The sequence below is a fragment of the Labrys okinawensis genome, from assembly GCF_002982075.1.
GTDB classification, from domain to species: Bacteria; Pseudomonadota; Alphaproteobacteria; order Rhizobiales; family Labraceae; genus Labrys; species Labrys okinawensis_A.
In genome coordinates this window covers 1-21,245 of sequence record NZ_PUEJ01000010.1, presented here as the reverse complement: position 1 = coordinate 21,245, position 21,245 = coordinate 1, and the positions used below count along the sequence as shown (strand labels likewise).

The following is a 21,245-nucleotide window of genomic DNA, read 5'->3' as shown; positions in this document are numbered from 1 at the left end:
AGAGACTCAGGATAGGGTCGGCGCGGTTCTTCATCTCCCGACTGTCCTGAGAATGGCCTGTCAAGGCTCGGAATTGCTCCGCTATGCTGCACTTTTCTCCCGCCAAGACGGCTTCGGTTCTTCTCACCTTGCTGATCGGTCTATGGCTCGCCGCACCCAATCTGATGCCGGCCAGTTGGGTCAAGGCGATGCCGTCCTGGCTGCCGCACAAGACGCTGACGCTCGGGCTCGATCTTCAGGGCGGTTCCTACTTCCTGCTCGAGATCGACAGGAATGCGGTGATCAAGGAACAGGTCGCCAGCCTGCGCTCGCAGGCGCGCCAGATCCTGAACGACAACAAGATCCGCAGCCAGGCCGCCCTGCAGGGGCGCGGCATCCTGGTGACGCTGCCCAATCCGGCCGACACCGAAAAGGCCGTTCAGCTGCTGCAGGTGCTGGGCAACCCCGCCGACGGCAATCTGTTCGGCACCGGCAACCGCACCGCGACCATCACATCCTCGACGCCGGGGCAGGTCAGCGTGGCACTGACCGATGAAGGCCTGCGTGACCGCATGACCCGCATCGTCCAGCGTTCGGTGGAGATCGTCGGTAATCGCGTCAACCAGACCGGTGTGGTCGAGCCGATCATTCAGCGCCAGGGCGAAGATCGCATCGTGGTGCAGTTGCCAGGGCTGGAAGATCCTGATCGCTTCAAGAATCTGTTGGGCCAGACGGCCAAGCTCGAGTTTCGCCTGGTCGATCTGAGCATGCCTGTGGACCAGGCTATGCGCACGCGGCCGCCCGTGGGCTCCACGGTTCTGCCGTCGGCGGACGGAGGCCAGAATTATCTGATCGAAGACCAGGTGATGGTCGCCGGCGACGAACTGACCGACGCCCAGGCGAGCTTCGACCAGAATACGCGTGAGCCCGTGGTCTCCTTCCGCTTCAACACCAATGGCGCTCGCCAGTTCGGCCGTGTCACGACGGAGAATGTCAACAAGCCTTTCGCCATCGTGCTCGATGGCAAGGTGTTGTCGGCGCCCGTCATTCGCGAACCGATCACTGGCGGTTCGGGCCAAATCTCCGGCAGCTTCACGACGCAGCAGGCGCAGGATCTGGCGCTGCTGCTGCGGTCGGGCGCCTTGCCCGCGCCGATGACGGTGATTCAGGAGCAGACGGTCGGCCCGGGCCTCGGGCAGGCGGCCATTCGTGCCGGCGAGATGGCGGCCCTGGTCGGCTCTCTTTTGGTCGTCGGCTTCATGATTGCCAGCTATGGCCTGTTCGGCATTATCGCCTCGATCGCCGTGGCCCTCAATGTCGGCATGATCTTCGGCATTCTATCCCTGCTCGGTGCGACACTGACCTTGCCGGGTATCGCCGGCATCGTGCTGACGGTCGGCATCGCGGTTGATTCCAACGTGCTGATCTATGAGCGCATACGGGAGGAGGTTCGGGCCGGACGAACCGTGCTGATGTCGCTCGATGCCGGCTTTGCCCGAGCTTTGGCGACCATTCTCGATTCCAACATCACCACCTTCATTGCCGCTGCCGTGCTGTATTTCGTCGGCACCGGCGCCGTGAAGGGCTTCGCGGTGACGCTGGGAATCGGCATCATCACCACGGTGTTCACTGCCTTCACGGTCACGCGCCTGTTGGTTTCCTGGTGGTATCGCGGGGTCAAGCCTCGTTCCATCCCGATTTGATAGATTGATGGAGTGAGCGCGGTGCGCCATCTTCGCATTGTTCCCGACAACACCAGCTTCGGCTTCATTCGGTTTCGGCGTATCAGCTTTCCGATTTCGGCTGTGCTGTCGATCCTGGCTCTGGTGCTCTTCTTTACCCATGGCCTGAATTACGGCATCGATTTCAAGGGCGGCATCGCCCTTGGCGTCACGGCTCAATCGGGGCAGGCCGATGTGCAGGCCATTCGCGACAAGCTGGCCCCGCTCGGGCTGGGCGAGGTCCAGATCCAGAGTTTCGGCGATAAGGGGCAGGTGCTCATGCGCATCGCCCTGCAGCCGGGCGGCGACGCGGAGCAGAATGCGGTAGCCGAGAAGGTCAAGCAGACCCTTGCGCCCGACTATATTTCCGGCAAGGACGACCAGATCCAGATCATCGGTCCGAGCGTCTCGCAGGAACTGGTGACGGTCGGCACAGTTGGCATCTTCGTCGCCATTCTGGGCATTCTGATCTATCTGTGGTTCCGCTTCGACTGGCAATTCGCCGTCGGCGCCATGATCGCCAACGTGCACGATATCGTGCTGACCATCGGCTTCATGTCGCTGACGCAGATCGATTTCGACCTCACCAGCGTCGCCGCGCTGCTGACCATCCTCGGCTATTCGCTCAACGACACGGTGGTGATCTACGACCGTATCCGCGAGCTCCTGCGCAAGTACAAGAAGAAGCCGATGGATGAGCTCTTGGACGAATCGATCAACGCCACGCTGTCGCGCTCGGTGATCACCCATGTCACCGTGGCATTGGCGCTGCTCGCCCTGCTTCTGTTCGGGGGCCACGCCATTCACAGCTTCACTGCCACCATGCTGTTCGGTGTGGTGCTGGTCGGTACCTACACCTCGATCTTCATTGCCTCGCCCGTCCTGATCTATCTGGGCCTGCGTCCGGGCAGCCATGAGACGGCCGGAGGCGACAAGCCGGAGTAAGCTGCCATGACCGGAGGCGAACGGCGCTTCCTGCCGCGTGTGGCGCCGATCGATGCCTATGGCACCGGCGGTTTCCGCTTTGCGGAAATGTCGCATCGCGGCTCGCTTCTTTGCTTGCCTTCGGGCATGCATGCCTGGCCGGTGACGAGCGCGGCCGAGTTCTCGGTCCAGGCCTTCGAGCCGGTCTTCGCGGAAGCCGATGCCATCGAGATCCTGCTTGTCGGCACCGGCCCCGATGTTGTTTTTTTCCCCGAGGCGCTGCGCTGGCGTTTTCGCGATCTGAAGATCGTCGTCGACGCGATGCCGACGGGCGCGGCCACACGCACCTGGAACGTCTTGCTCGCCGAGGATCGGCGCGTCGCTGCTGCCTTGATCGCCGTGCCATGAGCGCCGATCGACCGGCCAATTCCCTGGCCAATACCAATGTCAGCATGAGCAACGAAGCCTATTGCGCGAGCCTGCTACGCGAACATGATCGCAATCGCTGGCTTGCCAATCTGTTTGCGCCGGCCGAGCATCGGCGCGGCCTCAATGCGCTCTACGCCTTCAACAGCGAAATCGAGCGCATACGGGACATGGTGTCGGAGCCCCTGCCGGGCGAGGTCCGCCTGCAATGGTGGCGGGACCTGCTGGAGGGGCAGGCGAGGGGACATGTATCGGGGCATCCCGTTGCCTCCGAATTGCTCGCGGCCGTGGACCGCTACCATTTGCCTGTTTCCGCGCTCGCAACCCTGATCGATGCCCATACGCATGATCTCTATGACGATCTGCTGCAGAGCATCGGCGATCTGGAGGGCTATTGCGGCGAGGCCTATTCCAGCCTGTTTCGACTGGCCAGCCTCATCCTTGCCGATGGCGGGGATCCCGGCAGTGCCGATCTCGCCGGGCATGCCGGTGTGGCCTATGGTATCGCCTCCCTGATGAAACAGGCCGCCCGGCATGCGGCGCGGGGGCAGATTTTCGTGCCGGCCGATCTCGTGCTCAAGCACGGAATGGCTCGCGAGGACCTGCTGAACGGGCGCAATACCGAAGAGATGCGTGCGATGTTCGCCGAGCTCGCCGGGGTGGCGCGGCATCATCTGGATACGGCCGAGCAATTGCTGCCAGCCGCGCCCGTCACGGTGGCGCCCGCCTATATCGGCCTCGGGCTGGTCGACCCTTTGCTCAGGCGTATGGCTCGCCCTGGTTTCGACCGGTTTCGCCACGAAGCCGACTTGCCGCAGTGGCGCAGCCAATGGCATCTGTGGCGTTTCTCGCGCAAGCTGCGTTAGACCCAATGCAGCTCATGTAGGAAGGAAGCGTTCCGAATGGTCATAGCGGGGCTTGACCCGACTCTTCGGAAGCTGCCCCGCGCAACGCGGAGACCCAGGCTGAATTGCCGGGTCAAGCCCGGCAATGACAAAGCTCGAGCAAACTCGAAGGCGCTTAAGGGAATTGCATCGGCGCTGGCCCGAACGGGTCAGGCGGGACTGACTATTTCGGCTTGGCGGCCTGTGCCAGCGCCTTCTCGAGGTCTTCGCGCTCTTCGCAGCCCTGGGGGCAAAGCTTGACCAGGGCCGCAAGATTTTGCTGGGCCTTGGGAAGATCGCCGTTTTCGATGAAGAGCTCGCCCTGATATTCCAGGGCGCCCTTGTGGTTGGGATCGATGACGAGCGCCTTCTCGTAGAAGGTTTGCGCGGTCTTGCGGTCGCCGCTCTTGCGCAGGCTGAAGCCGAGCAGATTGTAGACGTCGGGATCTTTCGAGCCCTGGTCGGCCAGGGGTTGGAGGGCCGCTATGGCGGCTTTGTAGTCCTCCACCTTGATCTGGGCCCGGATGGAGGCGAGGTCGGGCGTCGCCGCAGCAGCAGGGGCGTCGGACGAGGTGTCGGCAGCCGAGGCCGGGCCGGTGGCGAGAAGCAGGGCCAAGGCGGACGCAAGGCCATGGAGGCGGGGCATGGCAGGATCCTGTTCGTAGAGGACGAGGCGGGATTAGAAACGTCGATCGGATCTCCGGTTCCTGCCATGATATGGGGCGGGCAGGAGCCGGAAGCAGGCTACATCCTTATCGAGGCGCTGCCCATCCTGCTTCCTGGTCCAGGACGGCAAGCGCCTCGGCAACCTGCGATGCTCAGGCCGGAAGATGCTCGCCGGCGGACGCCTTCTTCCAGCCTTCCAGGGCTTCCAGGGCCCTGGCGCTCATTGCCTTTTTCTTGGCGAGGGCCTTTTCGCTGCCGCGCAGCCGCTTTCCGCCTTCCCCCTTGGGGGCGAGTTCCAAAGGCGGGAACAGGCCGAAATTGACGTTCATCGGCTGGAAGGAGCGTGGTCCTGCGTCCTCGCTGACGAGATGGCCGCCGGTGATGTGGTTGAGCAGGGCGCCGAGAGCCGTCGTGGCTGGCGGTATCGTAACGGGCCGGCCAAGGCGTTCAGCCGCGGCGAAGCGGCCCGTCATCAGGCCGACGCTCGCACTTTCGATATAGCCTTCGCATCCGGTGATCTGGCCGGCAAAACGCAGGCGCGGCTGCGTTTTCAGGCGCAGCGTCGAATCCAGCAGCACCGGCGAATTCAGATAGGTGTTGCGATGCAGGCCGCCCAGACGAGCGAATTCGGCATTTTCGAGCCCGGGAATCAGGCGGAAGACACGCACCTGTTCGGCATATTTCAGCTTCGTCTGGAACCCGACCATGTTGTAGAGCGTGCCGAGCGCATTGTCCTGGCGCAACTGCACGATGGCGTGAGGCTTGACGTCGGGATTGCGGGGGTTGGTGAGGCCGACCGGCTTCAGCGGTCCGAAGCGCAGGGTTTCGCGGCCGCGCTCGGCCATGACTTCGATCGGCAGGCAGCCATCGAAATAGGGCGTGCCCTCGAACTCCTTGAAGCTTGTCTTGTCGCCGGCAAGAACGGCGTCGAGAAAGGCTTCGTACTCCTCCTTGCTGAGGGGGCAGTTGATATAGTCGGCACCCGTACCGCCAGGGCCCGGCTTGTCGTAGCGCGACTGATACCAGGCGATGTCCATGTTGATGGATTCGCGATGCACGATCGGTGCGATCGCATCGAAGAATGCGAGCGAAGTTTCGCCGGTGAGGGCAGCAATGGCATCGGCAAGCGGCTTGGAGGTGAGGGGACCGGTCGCGACGATGACATTGTCCCAATCAGCCGGCGGCAGGCCGTCGACATGTTCGCGCCGGATCTCGATCAAGGGATGAGCCGTCAGCCGTTGCGTCACCGCGGCCGAAAAGCCGTCCCGGTCCACTGCCAGGGCACCGCCGGCCGGGACTTTATGGATGTCTGCGCAGGCCATGATCACCGAGTCCAGCCGGCGCATTTCCTCATGGAGCAGGCCCACGGCATTGGTCTCGGCGTCGTCCGAGCGAAAGGAATTGGAGCAGACGAGCTCGGCGAAGTCCGTGGTCTTGTGGACTTCGGTCGGCTGCACGGGGCGCATCTCATGGAGGATGACGGGGACACCCGCCTGGGCGGTCTGCCAAGCGGCTTCGGAACCGGCGAGGCCGCCGCCGATGATATGAATGGGGCTGATGGTCATGACCGGCTTTTAGACCATCGGGCTTCGCGATTGAAGCTCCGGCACAATAAAAAGCCGCCCTGGAAGGGCGGCTATCTGGCGCTCGGCCTCGGTCCTGCGAGACGGCACCTACGACTTTTCGCTTAGGCACGATATCAACGTAGCCCGATCGCCGGCCGGAATGCCACCAGCTGGCAAAAGCGATACGACTTTCCACTGCAAAAGATGGACACGCGGGCGGATCGTCGAAATTGCACCAATGAGCCATGCAGCCCATTGGTCATTACCTGCAAGATTAGGCGCGGGCGGCCTGACGCGCGATTGCGCGAACGTCGGCAGGGTTGATACCGATGTCGGCCAAATCGCGTCCGTTCAAGCGCCTGAGCTCGGCCAGCGTCTCGCGCTCACGGCGCCAGATGCGGACACGTTCGATCAAAGCTGCGAACAACATGATAAGGTTCCTCTTCTGTGAACCTGCGTTGAAGCGAATTCCTCAACACCGTTCACATTCTCTATATGCCCGGTTTTGGCCGAACGAGGTAGATGTTGCATTGCACAACAATCATGCGGTTTTTGCATGCCGCATTGCCGCCTTTGTCAGAAAACCGTCAAGAACGGCTTCCTTGAAATTACCGTGATGCGTGCTGTGCATATCTCTTGAGGCCCTGGCCCCATACGAGATTTCGGGATTGGGCGCCTGAAAAACAAGTGGTGGTATCGGCCTAATACCACCAGACAAACATGATCATACCGCTAGGCATAATTGGCAGGGAGCAGCGCTGATCTGCCCCCAGGAATGCCTGTTGAGACTTAGCAGGCCTTACCCACCAGTAGTACCGCTATACACCAAAGTTGGACTTGGCTTCCTGAGGTGCTGATATGCTATAGGGAGCCCACAAAGTAGGAATAATGAAAAATCTATGGTGCGTTTTACGGCGCGTACATTAAAGATATATTCAAATATAAAATTTCGTAAATCCTGATAAATATTGCATAGCCCATTTGTTTCGAAGTCATTTATTTATTTTTGTTGGGTCCTGAGCTTACGTGACGCCGAAGTGCACCGAACCCTTGGAAGGTTAGCGGGAGACTGGAGCAATGACGACGAACGGTTCAGGAGATGGCCCGGAGAAAAGCGACCGAAAATATCTGCTGGTCGCGCGGATCGGGCCGAAGAGTCTTCATGCCCAGTGGTTGGCCGCCGGCGTGGAAAGAAATTACGACGTCTTCCTCAGCAGCTACGACACCAACTTGCCCGCAATTCGCGAGGACGGTGTCTATCTCGAATATCGCGGGGGCAGCAAAGTCGCAGGTTATGCTGGTTTCTTGCGCGAGCACGCTGATTTTTTGGCTCGGTATAAATATATATGTTTTTTCGACGACGATATCGAGGCGTCTCCCGCTTGCATCAACGGGATTTTTTCACGCTGCGATGAGTACAATCTCAAGATCGCGCAGCCGGCGCTGACCTGGGATAGCCATTTCACCTATGCCTGCCTGCTGCAGCGGAAGCGATATGCTCTGCGCTATGTCAATTTCGTGGAGATGATGTGCCCGGTCTTCCGGCACGACATTCTCGAACGGATCGCGCCGCTTTATGCCCTGGGATATGAAAGCGGCATCGACCTCATCTGGTGCAACCTTGTGGCGGAAGACCCGCGCGATTTTGCCGTGATCGACGAATTCCCGGTTCGGCATACCGAGCCGGTCGGCGGCAACAAGAGCGCCAACGGCTTTGCCGACGGGCGTCTTTATGAGGACGATATTCACGCCATTCTCGCGCTGTTTCGCATACCCTGGCTGCGGGCCACACCATTCTCCGCCATCGGCCGGTCGGGGCGCGTCACGAAGGGGCGTACGAGCCTGTTGCTAGGGGCCCTTATCCTGCTGGCGGCAGCGCCCCTGCGCAGACCGGTGACGGGGCGCCTGCGTGCCATCCTGGTTCATTGGCGCCATCTGTGGCGGGGAGCGGCCGGGAATGTCCGCACGCGATTTCCGATGGAACCCGCCGAGACATACGTCGCCCAGGGCGCTCGCCCATCACGCAAGCCGATAGACAGTGCAGGGCAGCGGATGCCGACGTCGGTTGTGTCGCTTCGTTCAGGGGCGAGTCGGCAGGCCGACTGGCGCGAAACCGTATCTGCCGAAAGTGGCCTGACCTTGCGGCGAGAGAATCGCTAGCATCAGCGCCACCGCAGCGGCATTGTCGGTGCGCGCCAGAGCCAGGCCATATTCGGGGCCGGTCTCATAGGCTTCAGGAACCTCGACGACATCCAGCTTGGGTGTGGCTGCCTTGCGCTGAGCCGCGCCGCTGCAATAGCCCATCATCACATTGATCTGGCCGGACTTGAAAGCGTCGGCAATCGGATCTTCCCCGGCTTGAATGGGGGCGGCCGAGCCCCCGACGATTTTCTTGGCCTTGGCTTCCAGCTTGACGAAGGCACCCGGGTTTCGCTTGTCGATCAGCTGGAACATCGCCCAGGTGTAGTCGCCGCCGGGGTCGGCCTTGGGCGTCGACGTGCCGAGCTTCACGGCTGGATCGAGCAGGCGTTCGGCAAAATTGGCGCCGGAGAGCCTGGCTTCCGGGAGGGCGAAGGCGCAAAGCCGGTTGCGGGTGAACATGACGACGGCACTCGCCAAGCCATCCTTCTGCAATTTGACGGGACTGGCCATGTCCGCCGAGGCCAGGATGTCGACTTTGTCGCCCTGCTCGATCTTTTCCCGCATCAGGCCCGAAGGACCGAAGTCGGTGCGCACCTTGATGCCGCTCTTCCGGCTGAAATCCTGCACGATGTCGCTCAACACCGCACGCAGGCTGCCGGCGCCATAGAGCACCACCTCGTCAGCCCGGGCGGCGGCGGCGCCGAAGAGCAGGCAAGAGGTGAGCAGGACCCTGAGCATGTGCATCTCCCGGAAACGGAACGGCTGTGCCGACTCGTTATATATAGGTAGCTATAGCGTTAGCCGTCAAAACGCCCGCTTGGCAATGGTTTTGCTGCGAGGGGAGATTGGCAACGGAAGGCGGCGCGCAGCCGGCAGCCCGGTATCGTTGGCGGCACTCCTGGCAGAGTTTCCTCGCCCGGCATGTTCAAGAGGGTCGATCTGGAGATCGACCCTCCAAGCCCGCGCTGCCGCCAAGGCTCACGGGTGAGGGGCCCGCCTTCCAGGCAAGCTATTCCGCGGCTTCGCCCCGGCGCCCTTGGGGGCGACGCTCCATCACCTCGCGCAGGAAGCGACCGGTATGGGAGCGCGGTTCACGGACGATCGCCTCCGGCGTGCCTTCGGCAACCACCTCGCCACCACCGTCGCCGCCTTCCGGCCCCATGTCGATGACCCAGTCGGCCGTCTTGATGACTTCGAGATTATGCTCGATCACCACCACGGTGTTGCCCTGTTCGACCAGCTCATGCAGCACTTCCAGGAGCTTGGCGACGTCGTGGAAATGCAGCCCGGTGGTCGGCTCGTCGAGGATGTAGAGCGTTCGCCCGGTGGAACGACGCGACAATTCCTTGGAGAGCTTCACGCGCTGGGCCTCGCCGCCCGACAGGGTGGTCGCCTGCTGGCCGACCTTGACATAGCCCAGGCCTACCCGCGCCAGCGTTTCCATGGTGTTGCGGATGGTCGGCACGGCTTTGAAGAATTCGGCTCCTTCGTCGACGGTCATGTCGAGCACGTCGGCGATCGACTTGTTCTTGAAGCGCACGTCCAGCGTCTCGCGGTCGTAGCGCTTGCCCTTGCAGACGTCGCAGGTGACATAGACGTCGGGCAGGAAGTGCATCTCGATCTTGATGACGCCGTCGCCCTGGCAGGCCTCGCAGCGCCCGCCCTTGACGTTGAAGGAGAAACGTCCCGGCAGATAGCCGCGCGCCTTTGCTTCGGGCAGGCCGGCGAACCATTCCCGGATGGGCGTGAAGGCACCGGTATAGGTCGCCGGATTCGAGCGCGGCGTGCGGCCGATCGGCGACTGGTCGATATCGATGACCTTGTCGATCAGTTCCAGGCCGTCGAGCTTGTCATAGGGTGCGGGGTGCTCCAGCGCGCCGTTCAGCTTGCGGGCAACGGCCTTGTAGATGGTATCGATCAGCAGGGTCGACTTGCCGCCGCCCGATACGCCGGTGACGCAGGTGAACAGGCCGAGCGGGATCTCGACCGAGACATCCTTGAGATTGTTGCCGCGGGCGCCCGTGAGCTTCAGAGCCTTGCCTTTCTGGCGCCGGCGGCGTTCGGCCGGCATGGGGACGGAGAGTTCACCGGTCAGATATTTGCCGGTAAGGGACGCCGGATTGGCCATCACCTCCGAAGGCGTGCCCTGGGCCACGATGCGCCCGCCATGCACGCCGGCGCCGGGGCCGACATCGACGACATGATCGGCCTGCAGGATGGCGTCTTCGTCATGCTCGACGACGATCACGGTGTTGCCGAGCTCGCGCAGGCGCCGCAGCGTTTCGAGCAGGCGTTCATTGTCGCGCTGATGCAGGCCGATGGAGGGTTCGTCCAACACATAGAGCACGCCGCTGAGACCGGATCCGATCTGAGAGGCGAGGCGGATGCGCTGGCTCTCGCCGCCCGACAGGGTTCCGGAATTGCGGGCCAACGTCAGGTAATCCAGGCCGACATCGACCAGGAAGCGCAGGCGCTCGCGAATCTCCTTGAGGATGCGGACGGCGATCTCGTTCTGCTTGGCGCTGAGTTCGGCGGGCAGCGCTTCGAACCAGTGCTGGGCCTGGCGCACCGACATTGCCGAGATCTCGCCGATATGCTTGTGCGTGATCTTGACCGCCAGCGACTCCGGCTTGAGGCGGAAACCGGCGCAGGCCTTGCAGGGCGTGTTCGCCATGAAGCGCGAAATATCCTCGCGGGCCTGCTCGGAATCGGTCTCCTTCCAGCGCCGCTCCAGATTGGTCACCACCCCCTCGAAGGCCTTGCGGGTCTCGTAGGAGCGCAGGCCGTCATCGAAGGAAAATACGATCTGTTCCTCGCCCGAGCCGTAGAGGAACACCTGCTGTACCTTTTCCGGCAGGTCCTTCCAGGGCGTGGTCACGCCGAATTTGTAATGCTTGGCGAGCGCGTCGACCGTCTGGCTGTAATAGGGGCTGGTCGATTTCGCCCAGGGCGCCAGTGCGCCCTTGCGCAGCGACAGCGTTTCGTCGGGTACCACCAGGACGGGATCGACTGTCATCTCGGTGCCGATACCATCGCAGGACGGACAGGCGCCGAAGGGATTGTTGAAGGAAAACAGCCGCGGCTCGATCTCCGGAATGGTGAAGCCCGAAACGGGGCAGGCAAATTTCTGGCTGAACATCACGCGCCTGGGCGAGCCGTCGGCCTCCTTCTGGTCGGCCAGTTCGACCACGGCAATGCCGTCGGCAAGTTCGAGGGCCGTCTCGAAGGAGTCGGCCAGGCGGCTGGCGATGTCGGCGCGCACCACGATACGGTCGACCACCACGTCGAGATCATGCTTGAGCTTCTTGTCGAGGGCAGGAGCGTCGGCGATCTCATAGAAGGTGCCGTCGATCTTGACGCGCTGGAAGCCGCGCTTGAGGAAGTCGGCGAGTTCCTTGCGGTATTCGCCCTTGCGCCCGCGTACGACAGGGGCGAGCAGGAACAGGCGGGTGCCCTCCGGCATGGCCATGACGCGGTCCACCATCTGGCTGACCGTCTGGCTTTCGATCGGCAGTCCCGTCGCCGGCGAATAGGGGATGCCGATGCGGGCCCAGAGCAGGCGCATATAGTCATAGATCTCGGTGACCGTTGCCACCGTCGAGCGCGGATTGCGCGAGGTGGTCTTCTGCTCGATCGAGATGGCGGGCGACAGGCCGTCGATCTGGTCGACGTCCGGCTTCTGCATCATTTCGAGGAATTGGCGCGCATAGGCCGACAGGCTCTCGACATAGCGCCGCTGCCCCTCCGCATAGATGGTGTCGAAGGCGAGCGATGACTTGCCCGAGCCGGAAAGGCCGGTGAACACCACCAGCTTATCGCGCGGGATTTCGAGATCGACATTTTTGAGATTGTGCTCGCGAGCGCCGCGTACGGTAATGAAGCGGCGATCGGCAGGCGATGGAACAGCGCTGCCGGAGGTGGGGCGGCCAGACATACGGACGATCCTGTGGGCTTTCGGGCTGAGATAGGCGCTTTGGCTCGCAAATTGAAGGAGGGGTTCTGAAAATACAAGAACAATTCGTGAACTTATCCGCAGAATTTAGCGGCATGGCCCAAAGTCATGCGCTATGCAGGCCTCATGATTGAAATTACCCCCAGTTTGTCCATCGACGAGCGCGAAATCATCGAGGACTTCGTTCGCTCCTCCGGTCCCGGCGGACAGAACGTCAACAAGCTGTCGACGGCGGTGCAATTGCGTTTCGACATCCGCACTTCGCCCTCGCTGCCGAACGATGTCGCCATCCGCGCTCAGAAGCTCGCCGGGCGCAAGCTGACGCAGGAGGGGATTGTCGTCATCCTCGCCCAGCGTTTCCGCACCCAGGAGCGCAATCGCGAAGATGCCCGCGAGAGACTTGTTGCGCTGCTGCGCGAGGCCGCCACGCCGCCCCCGCCCCCCCGCAAGGCAACCAAGCCTTCCAAGGCCGCCAAGGCGCGGCGGCTCGAGTCGAAATCGCGTCGCTCCAACGTCAAATCGCTGCGCGGCGGCAAGATTTCGATGGATTGAGATCGGGGCTTTTGTCATGTGAGGGCTCGCCACGAGCATCCAGCAGCCGCCCCTTGTCGAGATTGTGACGCTGGATTGCCGGGACGAAGACCGGCAATGACAACAGCCGCCGATCTCACGCCAGGATCAGTGCCTTCACCTCGTCCATCGTGTGCGCGATGTGATCGGCGCCTGCCGCGACCAGGGTTTTTTCGCTGGGCGGCATATGATGCAGCCCGCCGACGAAGCCGATCGCCGTCATACCGGCGGCCTTGGCTGCCTTGATGCCGACCACGCTGTCCTCGACCACCACGGTATCCGCGGGTTCTGCCCCGAGAACCTTTGCCGCATGAAGAAACAGATCCGGCGCCGGTTTTCCCTGCGCTACCAGCTGCGCGCTGAAGATGTTGGGGTAGACCAGTTCGAACAGGTTGGTGATGCTGAGGCCGAGGCCGAGCTTGGCAGGGGGGCTGTTGGAGGCGACGCAATAGGGCATCGGCAGGCTTTGAAGCACGTCGCGCACGCCTGGAATGGGTTCCAGACGGGCTACATAGGCCGCCCGAAGCATGCGACGCGTGGTCTCGGCATGGTCCGGCGGCAGCCTGACGCCAAAATCCTGCTCGAAGCGCTCCTCCAAGGCCTCCTGGGTCAGGCCCAGGAAACGCTGCATCACGTCATGGGCGGTGACTTCTACGCCGAGGGCCGACAGGGCTTCGGCTTCGACTTCCGCCGACAGAATCTCGCTATCGACGAGAACGCCGTCGCAATCGAAAATCACCAGAGAGAAGGACATGGGAACCGCCTGATCCGAGAAGACGTGCAGAGGCCGGCGTGCCGCGATTCTTGTCAAGCCAGGTCCGAGCTTGGTGATGATGGCGCGCGGCCATGAGTTCCGGCAAGTTCTTTCCAACGATTCGAGGCCGCCATGTCCGTCATCCCGTCGCTGAGCCGCGAAGAAAGCTGGATGCGCAAGTCCGCGCTCCATTATCTCGGTCAGCGGTCGACCAGCGTCGCCAATCTTCGCCAGGTCTTGCAGCGGCGGGCGCGCCGCAGGCTCGGGCCGGACGTGGATGTCGCCGAAATGATCGAACGCACGATCGACTATTGCCGGCAATATGGCTTCGTCGACGATACCAGTTTCGTGGAGGCTCGCCTTCATGCCGGCCGCAGTCGGGGGCTTTCCGCACGCCGCATCGGCGCAGCCTTGGCGGCGAAGGGGATCGATCGCACCCTGATGGCACAAGTTTTCGCGGGCGAGGACCGGCATGACGCGGAAGAAAGGGCGGCTGCCCGCCTGGCGCAGCGCCGGCGGATCGGTCCCTGGCGCCGTGAGGAAAGGGCTTTCGAGATCGAGAAGGAGATTGCCGTGCTGGCCCGCGGCGGTTTCAGCATTTCGCTGTCCCGCCGTATCATCACCGGCGATCCCGACGAAATCCGCGCTCTTCTCGAGGCCTGAGAGCTTGCGCCGGCCAGTCGCCCGGTGTTTTGTATGATGAATTCACGGTGGGCTTTGCGGATTCGGTATGTTCGAGCTTCTCTGGCGCGGCGTCGCGATCGGTATCGGTGCAACGGTCCTGATGGATCTGTGGGCGCTCGTGCTGCACAAATTCTTCGGTCAGAACCTGCCGAACTGGGCTCCGGTCGGCCGCTGGTTCTGGCACCTGCAGTATGGCCGCGTCTTCCATGACGATATCGCCAAGGCGTCGCCCTATGATCATGAATTGGCGCTGGGCTGGATCGGCCATTATGTCGTGGGCATTCTCTACGGCATCATCCTGGTCGTTTTCATGGGCAGTTCCTGGCTGGCGAACCCGACCTTCCTTCCCGCCTGGATCTGGGGCATCGTCACGGTCGGCGCCGGCTGGTTCCTGCTGCAGCCAGGGCTCGGCATCGGTTGGGCCGCCTCCAAGACGCCTAATCCCAACAAGGCGCGCCTGCTCAACCTGATGGCGCACACCGTGTTTGCGCTCGGACTGTGGGGAACGGCGCTGCTCATTCGCTGAAGCATCAGCTCACATTGCGCCAGGATGAGAATGTCGCAGCCTGGCCATGGCGGTTGCCTGCGTCGTCGAATATTTCCCAGACGATGGCGTTCTCGATCAGGAAGCGGCGGCCGGATTTGGCGACACGAATGCCCCGATAGTCGGAAATGAAGCCCTGCTTCTTCACGGTGTCGAGCAAGCGCTGGCGTTCGCTCCGATCTGGAAATTCCGCTGACAGGCGGGATGGAAGTTGCGTCAATTCCTCCCAATCATATTCAAAACATGCCTGTACAGCCTTGTTTCCATAGATGAATATGGGATCCGCCCTGGTGTCGTGAGCCAGGAGGCAGAAGGGTGCCTCGGCATAGAGCCAATCGGCGGCAGCCTGGTTTTCGAAGCGATCCGGAAGAAGGCCTTGGCCCGTAAGGCGATGAAGGCTGCGATCGAGCAAGGCGGCGAAATCGGCATTGCGTGCGAGGTTGGGCCAGCCGGCGGCGAGCCTTTCGGATGAAATCATGATCGGCCAGGAGTGGGGCGCTTTGTCGGTCCGGCTTGCAGCTGCGCCGAGCCGAAGCCGTGAAGTGAGCAATGCCCTTATTTCCATTGGCGCAATCTCCCGGGTCAAGCCTGTGAGCAGAAATATTGTTCGGACAAACACAGTGCCTGTCTTGCGACTGACATGTCAGTCTGTTATCGAAGATTGCATATTGAGATTTCGGTGGAATTATTGGGATGGCAGAGGAACGTTTTGGTCTTTCGGCGGCATTGACGACGCCGTTCGACTCCTGGGGACAGATTGATGCGGTCCGTGCCGTCGCCCACGCGCGCTGGTGCCTTGCCCATGGCTGCAGCAGCGTCACGCTGTTCGGCACCACCGGGGAGGGCGCTTCGATCGCCGCCAGCGAACGCCAGGCTTTGCTTGCCGCTTTCCTGGCTGAGGGCGTAGAGGCCAGGCAGATCGTCATCGGCGTGATGGCCAACGCCATCGCCGATGCCGGATTACAGGCGAAACAGGCCCTGGATGCCGGGTGCCGCGGCGTGCTGCTTGCGCCCCCTTCCTATTTCAAGGGACTGCAGGACGACGGTTTGTTCGCCTGGTTCGCGGCTGTGTTCGAGACTATCGGGCCCCAGGCCAGGGGCATTTATCTCTACAACATTCCCTCGGTCACCGCGGTGGAGCTCTCGGTCGATCTGATCGCACGGCTGAAGCAGGCCTTTCCGGCGGTGGTGGCCGGCGTCAAGGATTCCTCGGGCAATTGGGCATTCACCCAATCCCTACTGGCTGCCCACCGCGATCTTGCCATCCTGATCGGCGACGAGCGAGGTCTGGCTGCCGGTGTGCGTCTGGGCGGGCAGGGGGCGATTTCCGGCATGGCGAACATCTGCCCCGAACGCATGCTCCCCATGGTGCAGGAGGGGCGGGACGACAGCGGGCTGACCGCCTTTGTCGACCAGCTCGTTCGCTATCCGGTGATCCCGGCGGTCAAGGCAATGGTTGCCCATCGCACCGGCGATGCGGCATGGTCCGCCACGAGGGCGCCGCTGGTCGCGCTGGCGGATAATGACGCCAGGACACTGGCCGGGCTGTTGGATCGTATCGGGCAGACGAAGGCGGCCTGAAGCGTTTTGCGGTTTGCCGGAATCGGCAGGAATCGCAAAAAGCGTCGAACCGAAGAGGCGGAGCAGGCAAGCGTGCGGTCACCGACGCGCGCTGCTGCGGATCAGGGAGGGGCGGATGGACGAGGGAGGCGAGCCGCTGCGACTGCGGGAAAAGGCCTATGCCAGTTTCACTCGCCATCTCCTGGCGCGCGATGTCCGTCCCGGCCAGTTCGTGTCGCAGCGCGAACTGGTGGCGCTGACGGGGTTGCCGCTCGGCGCCATACGCGAACTCGTGCCGCGCCTGGAGGCCGAAGGCCTGCTTTCCACCATCCCGCAGCGCGGCATCCAGATCGCCCATATCGATCTCAATCTCATCCGCGATGCCTTCCAGTTCCGTCTCTTTCTGGAAAAGGAGGCGATCGCGCTGTTCACCGTTTCGGCATCGGATGCCGTGGTCGCGAAACTGCGCCGCGAGCATGAGGACATGCTCGCCCGGGGGCTGGCCGAAGAGCTCGCACCCGAGATCGTCGAGCAGGCCCAGGCGATCGACTGGAACCTGCATGACACCATCATCGATGCGGTCGGCAACGAGATCATCGCCAAGGCCTACCGGGTCAATTCCATCAAGATGCGCCTGATCAATCAGGAGCGCTTCCGGATCGACGGCCGGGTGGTGCCGGTCATGCGCGAGCATCTGACCATTCTCGCTGCGATCGAGAGCCGCGAGCCGCAAAAGGCGGTGGATGCCATTGCCGAACACATCAACAACGCGCGCGCCCTGGCGCTGAAGGTCTAGCGCCGGGACGATCTGCGAGACAGACGATCCATAAGAAGCTTTGGGAGGAGAAACCTATGAGTTTTGATTTGTTGAAGCCGTCGCGCCGCCAATTTCTGGCCGGTTCAGCCGCATTCGGTGCCGCTGGCCTTGCCGGCCTTCGGCCTGCCTTCGCAGCTGTCGACTGGAAGAAATATGCCGGCACCACGCTCGAGGTGAACCTGATCAAGAGCCCGCGCGGCGATACGCTGCAGAAATATCAGAAGGAATTCGAAGAGCTGACCGGCATCAAGGTCAATGCCGAGCAGACGCCCGAACAGCAGCAACGCCAGAAGGCGGTGATCGAGCTGACCTCCGGCAAGCCGAGCTTCGACGTCATCCATGTCAGCTATCACGTGCAGAAGCGCCAGTTCGAGAAGGCCGGCTGGCTGGCCGATCTCGGCCCGTTCCTCAAAAATCCGGAACTGACGGATCCTTCCCTGGTCGAGAGCGATTTCGCCGCCGCGGGCCTCGCTTTCGCCAAGGACAAGAATGGCCGCTTCGGGGCGCTGCCTTTCTCGGTCGACTACTGGATCGTCTATTGGAACAGGGATCTGTTCGCCGCCAAGGGGCTGGAATATCCCAAGACCTTCGAGGAGATGGTCAAGGCGGCCGAAACCATTACAGATGCCGACAACAACATTTCCGGCTTCGTAGCGCGCGGTGCCAAGAACGCCAATGTGCCGGTGTGGACCAGCTTCCTGCTCGGCCATGGCAAGAGCCCCGTCGGCGCGGACGGTTCGCTGCAGACCGATTCCGCCGAGGCGATCGAGGCTGCCGCGCTCTACCAGCGCCTGATGACCAAGTCGGCTCCGCGCGGCGTCACCGGTTTCAACTGGGCCGAATGCCAGTCCGCCTTCCTGCAGGGCAAGGTCGGCATGTGGCTCGATGGCGTCGGCTTTGCCCCGCCGCTGGAAAATCCGCAGAAGTCCCGCGTGGTCGGCAAGGTCGGCTATGGCGTAATGCCCAAGGGGCCGGCTGCACAGGCCTCCGCCACTTTCGGTGACGGCATCGGCGTAACCGAGGCCTCGGCCAAGAAGGAAGCCGCCTATCTCTATTGCCAGTGGGCGATTTCCAAGGAGATGGGCGCGCGCCTGCTGCAGGCTGGAGCCGGCGTACCGTTCCGCAATTCGATCCTCGGTGACGCCAAGGTGCGCGAAGGCGTCACCATGCCCGGCAGCTGGGTCGACTGCGTCGCGCAATCGGCGCCGATCAGCCAGCTCGGGCTTCCCGTGATCATTCCGGTGACGGAATTCCGCGACATCATCGGCGTCGGGCTGACCAATCTGCTCGGCGGTGCCGATCCGGCGGCCGAAATGAAGAAGGCGACGGAAGCCTTCAAGCCCGTGCTCGCCCGCAGCGAGGCGCAATGAGCGTCCAAAGCCCCGCCATGGCGTCTGTCCAGACGAACGCCAATGCGTCCGGCCCCCTGCGGCCGGGCTATTGGCCCTTCATCCTGCCGGCGCTCATACTCGTGGCGGCGGTGATCGTCTTCCCGTGGCTGTTTACCGTCGGCATGAGTGCCAACGCCTGGCAGGTCGGATCGGCGCCGCGCTTCGTCGGGCTGGAGAACTATATCCGCCTGGTCGGCGATACCCGGTTCTGGGAGTCGATGTGGCACACGCTCACCTACACTGTGCTCTCGGTGGTGGCGCCGCTGATCCTGGGAACGCTGGCCGCTCTGGTGTTCGATTCGAAAATGCCGCTGCGCGGCGTGCTGCGCGGCATCTTCGTGATGCCGATGATGGCCACGCCCGTCGCCGTCGCCCTGGTCTGGACCATGATGTTCCATCCCCAGCTCGGCGTCCTGAACTATCTGCTGTCGCTGGTCGGCATTCCGGCGCAGGCCTGGATCTTCGAGCAGGGCACCGTGATCCCGTCCCTGGTGCTGGTTGAGACCTGGCAGTGGACGCCGCTCATCATGCTCATCGTGCTTGGTGGGCTCGCCTCGATGCCGCGCGAACCCTTCGAGGGTGCCGAGATCGACGGCGCCAATGCCTGGCAGAAGTTCCGCTACATCACCCTGCCGATGATCCTGCCCTTCATGATGATCGCGGTGATCATCCGCTCGATCGACGCCCTCAAGAGCTTCGACATCATCTACGCCATGACGCAGGGAGGTCCGGGCACGGCTTCGGAGACCATCAACCTCTACCTCTACAACGTGGCCTTCTCCTATTACGACATCGGCTACGGCTCGGCGATCGCCGTGGTGTTCTTCATCATCATCATCGTGATGTCGCTGGTGCTGCTGCATCTGCGCCAGCGCGCGAAATGGAATACATGAGGCCAGGATGATGAAATTTCGACGCCTCCTGCGTCTCGCCGGCACGCTCTTTCTCGGCTTTGTCGTGGTGTCGCCGGCGCTGCTGTTCTTCATCTGGATGCTGTCGCTCTCGCTGAAATACGAGATCGACAATGGCGCCTATCCGCCGATCCTGATCCCCGAGCAGTTCGCCTGGTCGAACTATACCGAGATCTTCGCCACCAATGATTTCCTGCGCTATTTCTGGAACAGCGTGATCGTAACCGGCGCGGCCACGGCGCTGGCGCTGATCGTCGGCGTGCCGGCTGGCTATGGCATCGCTCGCATCAAGGCGGACAAGGCGGCAATGGTGATCATGATCGCCCGCATGACGCCAGGCCTTTCCTTCCTGATCCCGATGTTCCTGTTGTTCCAGTCGCTCGGCCTGCTCGGTACGCTGTGGCCGCAGATCATCATCCATCTGGTGGTGACGATCCCGATCGTGATCTGGATCATGATCGGCTATTTCGAGACCACGCCGCTGGAACTGGAGGAGGCCGCCATGATCGACGGCGCCTCGCGATGGCAGATCTTCCTCAAAGTGGCGCTGCCGATCGCCAAGCCGGGTATCGTGGTGTCCCTCATCCTGGCGGTGATCTTCTCCTGGAACAATTTCGTCTTCGGCATCGTGCTGGCCAGCCGCGAGACGCGCACGCTGCCGGTGGCCGTCTACAACATGCTGTCCTTCGAACAGGTGAGCTGGGGGCCGCTCGCCGCCGCGGCGCTCGTGGTGACGTTGCCCGTGCTGCTGCTGACCCTGTTCGCCCAGCGTCAGATCGTGGCGGGGCTTACGGCCGGAGCGGTGAAGTAGGGGGATCATACCGACCGGCGGCGACGTTTTTGCTCAGCGACGCCCCAAGCGCGGGAATATGTCAGCGTTGCCTGCCTTCATGCATGCGAGACGGTGTTCCACAACATATATCCGCGCGCGACGGAATGCGGTGTCATCCGTCGGTAATCGTGAAGAATAGGATCACCATGTCACGACTCGCTGCATTTTCCCTGTTGTTTCTCGGCCTCGCTTCGATGCCGGCCCTGGCCGCACCCGCCTACGAGGCCTTCAAACCGAGCCATGACGAGATCAATGGAAAGGTCTATTCCCGGCAATATGACGATTGCGCAGGCCGGACCGAAGGTGTCACCGCCAAGATCACGGACTGCATCGATGACGAATTCGAGCGCGTCGACAAGAAATTGAATACCAACTATCAAGCCGTACTGAGGCGCCTTCAGGATGAAGCCAGCCGGGAGACACTGCGCCAGTCGCAGCGTGAATGGCTGAAATCACGGTGGAATGCGTGTGATAGCGGCGAGGATGGCGAGGGCGGTCAGGCTGCCATGATCGATGACAGGAGTTGTCGCTTGGAGGAACTGGCGCGACGCACGCTCTGGCTCCAGAGCTACGGGCGATAAGTCGATCCCCTAGAGCATTATGAAATTAGGTTCGATCATATCCTGCGTTAGCAAAGAAATTCGCGCATTCGCTGGGTTTGGTCTGCTGCAAGATGTGCTGGATGGCGTGCGTGAGCTCATCGAGAGAACGAGCGGCGGCTTGGCGCAGCCAGTGTTTGAGTTTGGCGAAGAACTGCTCGATTGGGTTCAAATCGGGGGAGTATTTGGGCAGAAATAGCAGCTTTGCTCCTGCCTCTCGGATGGCTTGGCGTACCTGCTTTCCCTTGTGGGAGCCAAGATTGTCCATGACGACGATGTCGCCCGGCTTCAAGGTTGGAACCAGTTGGGTTTCCACATAGGTGC

Annotated in this window: 22 protein-coding genes; 14 read left to right on the top strand and 8 right to left on the bottom strand. The window is 62.1% G+C overall.

Annotation, left to right across the window (positions count from 1 at the left end):
* Nucleotides 1–83: 83 nt before the first annotated feature.
* The 4 genes from secD to C5L14_RS23430 are packed head-to-tail and all read left to right on the top strand — an operon-like array spanning nucleotide 84 to nucleotide 3,916.
* Nucleotides 84–1,682: a protein translocase subunit SecD gene (gene secD / locus C5L14_RS23445; protein ID WP_105864506.1), complete on the top strand. Its 1,599-nt coding sequence runs from the start codon at nucleotides 84–86 to the stop codon at nucleotides 1,680–1,682.
* A 21-nt stretch (nucleotides 1,683–1,703) separates the two neighbouring features.
* Nucleotides 1,704–2,645: a protein translocase subunit SecF gene (gene secF / locus C5L14_RS23440; protein ID WP_245443527.1), complete on the top strand. Its 942-nt coding sequence runs from the start codon at nucleotides 1,704–1,706 to the stop codon at nucleotides 2,643–2,645.
* 6 nt (nucleotides 2,646–2,651) lie between these two features.
* A complete protein-coding gene (locus C5L14_RS23435) occupies nucleotides 2,652–3,032 on the top strand; it encodes an Mth938-like domain-containing protein (RefSeq protein WP_105864504.1) in 381 nt (126 codons plus the stop codon).
* On the top strand, nucleotides 3,029–3,916 hold the full coding sequence (locus C5L14_RS23430; protein ID WP_245197069.1) for a phytoene/squalene synthase family protein: 888 nt from the start codon (nucleotides 3,029–3,031) through the stop codon (nucleotides 3,914–3,916). Before C5L14_RS23435 ends, C5L14_RS23430 begins: the two co-directional genes overlap by 4 nt.
* 202 nt (nucleotides 3,917–4,118) lie before the next feature.
* Here C5L14_RS23430 and C5L14_RS23425 read toward each other — a convergent pair whose 3' ends face one another.
* From C5L14_RS23425 to C5L14_RS23415, 3 genes are all read right to left on the bottom strand, one after another.
* Nucleotides 4,119–4,580: a tetratricopeptide repeat protein gene (locus C5L14_RS23425; protein ID WP_105864503.1), complete on the bottom strand. Its 462-nt coding sequence runs from the start codon at nucleotides 4,578–4,580 to the stop codon at nucleotides 4,119–4,121.
* A gap of 172 nt (nucleotides 4,581–4,752) precedes the next feature.
* Nucleotides 4,753–6,165 carry a methylenetetrahydrofolate--tRNA-(uracil(54)-C(5))-methyltransferase (FADH(2)-oxidizing) TrmFO gene (gene trmFO / locus C5L14_RS23420; RefSeq protein WP_105864502.1) on the bottom strand — a complete coding sequence of 471 codons (1,413 nt, stop codon included), beginning with the start codon at nucleotides 6,163–6,165 and terminating at the stop codon, nucleotides 4,753–4,755.
* A 274-nt stretch (nucleotides 6,166–6,439) separates the two neighbouring features.
* Nucleotides 6,440–6,595: a DUF1127 domain-containing protein gene (locus tag C5L14_RS23415; RefSeq protein ID WP_082979542.1), complete on the bottom strand. Its 156-nt coding sequence runs from the start codon at nucleotides 6,593–6,595 to the stop codon at nucleotides 6,440–6,442.
* Between the two features lie 647 nt (nucleotides 6,596–7,242).
* Between C5L14_RS23415 and C5L14_RS30095 the strand changes: the two genes are divergently transcribed.
* Nucleotides 7,243–8,325, top strand: a complete 1,083-nt coding sequence (locus C5L14_RS30095) for a hypothetical protein (protein ID WP_146127009.1) — start codon at nucleotides 7,243–7,245, stop codon at nucleotides 8,323–8,325.
* Here the strand turns inward: C5L14_RS30095 and C5L14_RS23400 are convergent.
* Both C5L14_RS23400 and uvrA read right to left on the bottom strand, forming a co-directional pair.
* A complete protein-coding gene (locus C5L14_RS23400) occupies nucleotides 8,245–9,045 on the bottom strand; it encodes an extracellular solute-binding protein (protein WP_210203286.1) in 801 nt (266 codons plus the stop codon). The genes C5L14_RS30095 and C5L14_RS23400 overlap by 81 nt on opposite strands.
* Before the next feature lie 271 nt (nucleotides 9,046–9,316).
* The gene (gene uvrA / locus C5L14_RS23395; RefSeq protein WP_105864498.1) at nucleotides 9,317–12,241 is read right to left on the bottom strand and encodes an excinuclease ABC subunit UvrA; all 2,925 of its coding nucleotides are present in this window, start codon (nucleotides 12,239–12,241) and stop codon (nucleotides 9,317–9,319) included.
* A gap of 144 nt (nucleotides 12,242–12,385) precedes the next feature.
* Between uvrA and arfB the strand changes: the two genes are divergently transcribed.
* Nucleotides 12,386–12,811, top strand: a complete 426-nt coding sequence (gene arfB, locus C5L14_RS23390; RefSeq protein WP_105864697.1) for an alternative ribosome rescue aminoacyl-tRNA hydrolase ArfB — start codon at nucleotides 12,386–12,388, stop codon at nucleotides 12,809–12,811.
* 115 nt (nucleotides 12,812–12,926) lie between these two features.
* Here the strand turns inward: arfB and C5L14_RS23385 are convergent, their stop codons facing one another.
* On the bottom strand, nucleotides 12,927–13,583 hold the full coding sequence (locus C5L14_RS23385) for an HAD family hydrolase (protein WP_105864497.1): 657 nt from the start codon (nucleotides 13,581–13,583) through the stop codon (nucleotides 12,927–12,929).
* 132 nt (nucleotides 13,584–13,715) lie between these two features.
* Between C5L14_RS23385 and C5L14_RS23380 the strand changes: the two genes are divergently transcribed.
* Both C5L14_RS23380 and C5L14_RS23375 read left to right on the top strand, forming a co-directional pair.
* Nucleotides 13,716–14,246, top strand: a complete 531-nt coding sequence (locus tag C5L14_RS23380; protein ID WP_105864496.1) for a regulatory protein RecX — start codon at nucleotides 13,716–13,718, stop codon at nucleotides 14,244–14,246.
* Between the two features lie 67 nt (nucleotides 14,247–14,313).
* Nucleotides 14,314–14,793, top strand: coding sequence for a DUF2938 domain-containing protein (locus tag C5L14_RS23375; protein ID WP_105864495.1), 480 nt, complete (start codon nucleotides 14,314–14,316; stop codon nucleotides 14,791–14,793).
* 4 nt (nucleotides 14,794–14,797) lie between these two features.
* On the opposite strand, the gene C5L14_RS23370 is transcribed toward C5L14_RS23375, so the two are convergent.
* Nucleotides 14,798–15,289 (bottom strand): MEKHLA domain-containing protein, encoded by a 492-nt coding sequence (locus C5L14_RS23370; RefSeq protein ID WP_105864696.1) that lies wholly within the window; start codon nucleotides 15,287–15,289, stop codon nucleotides 14,798–14,800.
* A 215-nt stretch (nucleotides 15,290–15,504) separates the two neighbouring features.
* Between C5L14_RS23370 and C5L14_RS23365 the strand changes: the two genes are divergently transcribed.
* The 6 genes from C5L14_RS23365 (at nucleotide 15,505) to C5L14_RS23340 (ending at nucleotide 20,903) form a co-directional block, all read left to right on the top strand.
* Nucleotides 15,505–16,392, top strand: a complete 888-nt coding sequence (locus tag C5L14_RS23365; RefSeq protein WP_105864494.1) for a dihydrodipicolinate synthase family protein — start codon at nucleotides 15,505–15,507, stop codon at nucleotides 16,390–16,392.
* Between the two features lie 115 nt (nucleotides 16,393–16,507).
* On the top strand, nucleotides 16,508–17,167 hold the full coding sequence (locus C5L14_RS23360) for a GntR family transcriptional regulator (protein ID WP_105864493.1): 660 nt from the start codon (nucleotides 16,508–16,510) through the stop codon (nucleotides 17,165–17,167).
* A gap of 56 nt (nucleotides 17,168–17,223) precedes the next feature.
* The gene (locus C5L14_RS23355; RefSeq protein WP_105864492.1) at nucleotides 17,224–18,558 is read left to right on the top strand and encodes an ABC transporter substrate-binding protein; all 1,335 of its coding nucleotides are present in this window, start codon (nucleotides 17,224–17,226) and stop codon (nucleotides 18,556–18,558) included.
* A gap of 17 nt (nucleotides 18,559–18,575) precedes the next feature.
* Nucleotides 18,576–19,472, top strand: a complete 897-nt coding sequence (locus C5L14_RS23350; protein ID WP_428832652.1) for a carbohydrate ABC transporter permease — start codon at nucleotides 18,576–18,578, stop codon at nucleotides 19,470–19,472.
* A 10-nt stretch (nucleotides 19,473–19,482) separates the two neighbouring features.
* Complete coding sequence (locus C5L14_RS23345; protein WP_105864695.1) at nucleotides 19,483–20,301, top strand: carbohydrate ABC transporter permease; 819 nt, start codon at nucleotides 19,483–19,485, stop codon at nucleotides 20,299–20,301.
* A gap of 167 nt (nucleotides 20,302–20,468) precedes the next feature.
* The gene (locus C5L14_RS23340; RefSeq protein WP_181161306.1) at nucleotides 20,469–20,903 is read left to right on the top strand and encodes a lysozyme inhibitor LprI family protein; all 435 of its coding nucleotides are present in this window, start codon (nucleotides 20,469–20,471) and stop codon (nucleotides 20,901–20,903) included.
* A 25-nt stretch (nucleotides 20,904–20,928) separates the two neighbouring features.
* Here C5L14_RS23340 and C5L14_RS23335 read toward each other — a convergent pair.
* Nucleotides 20,929–21,245: transposase (locus tag C5L14_RS23335; protein WP_146127008.1), on the bottom strand; the 317-nt coding region annotated here is incomplete at its 5' end.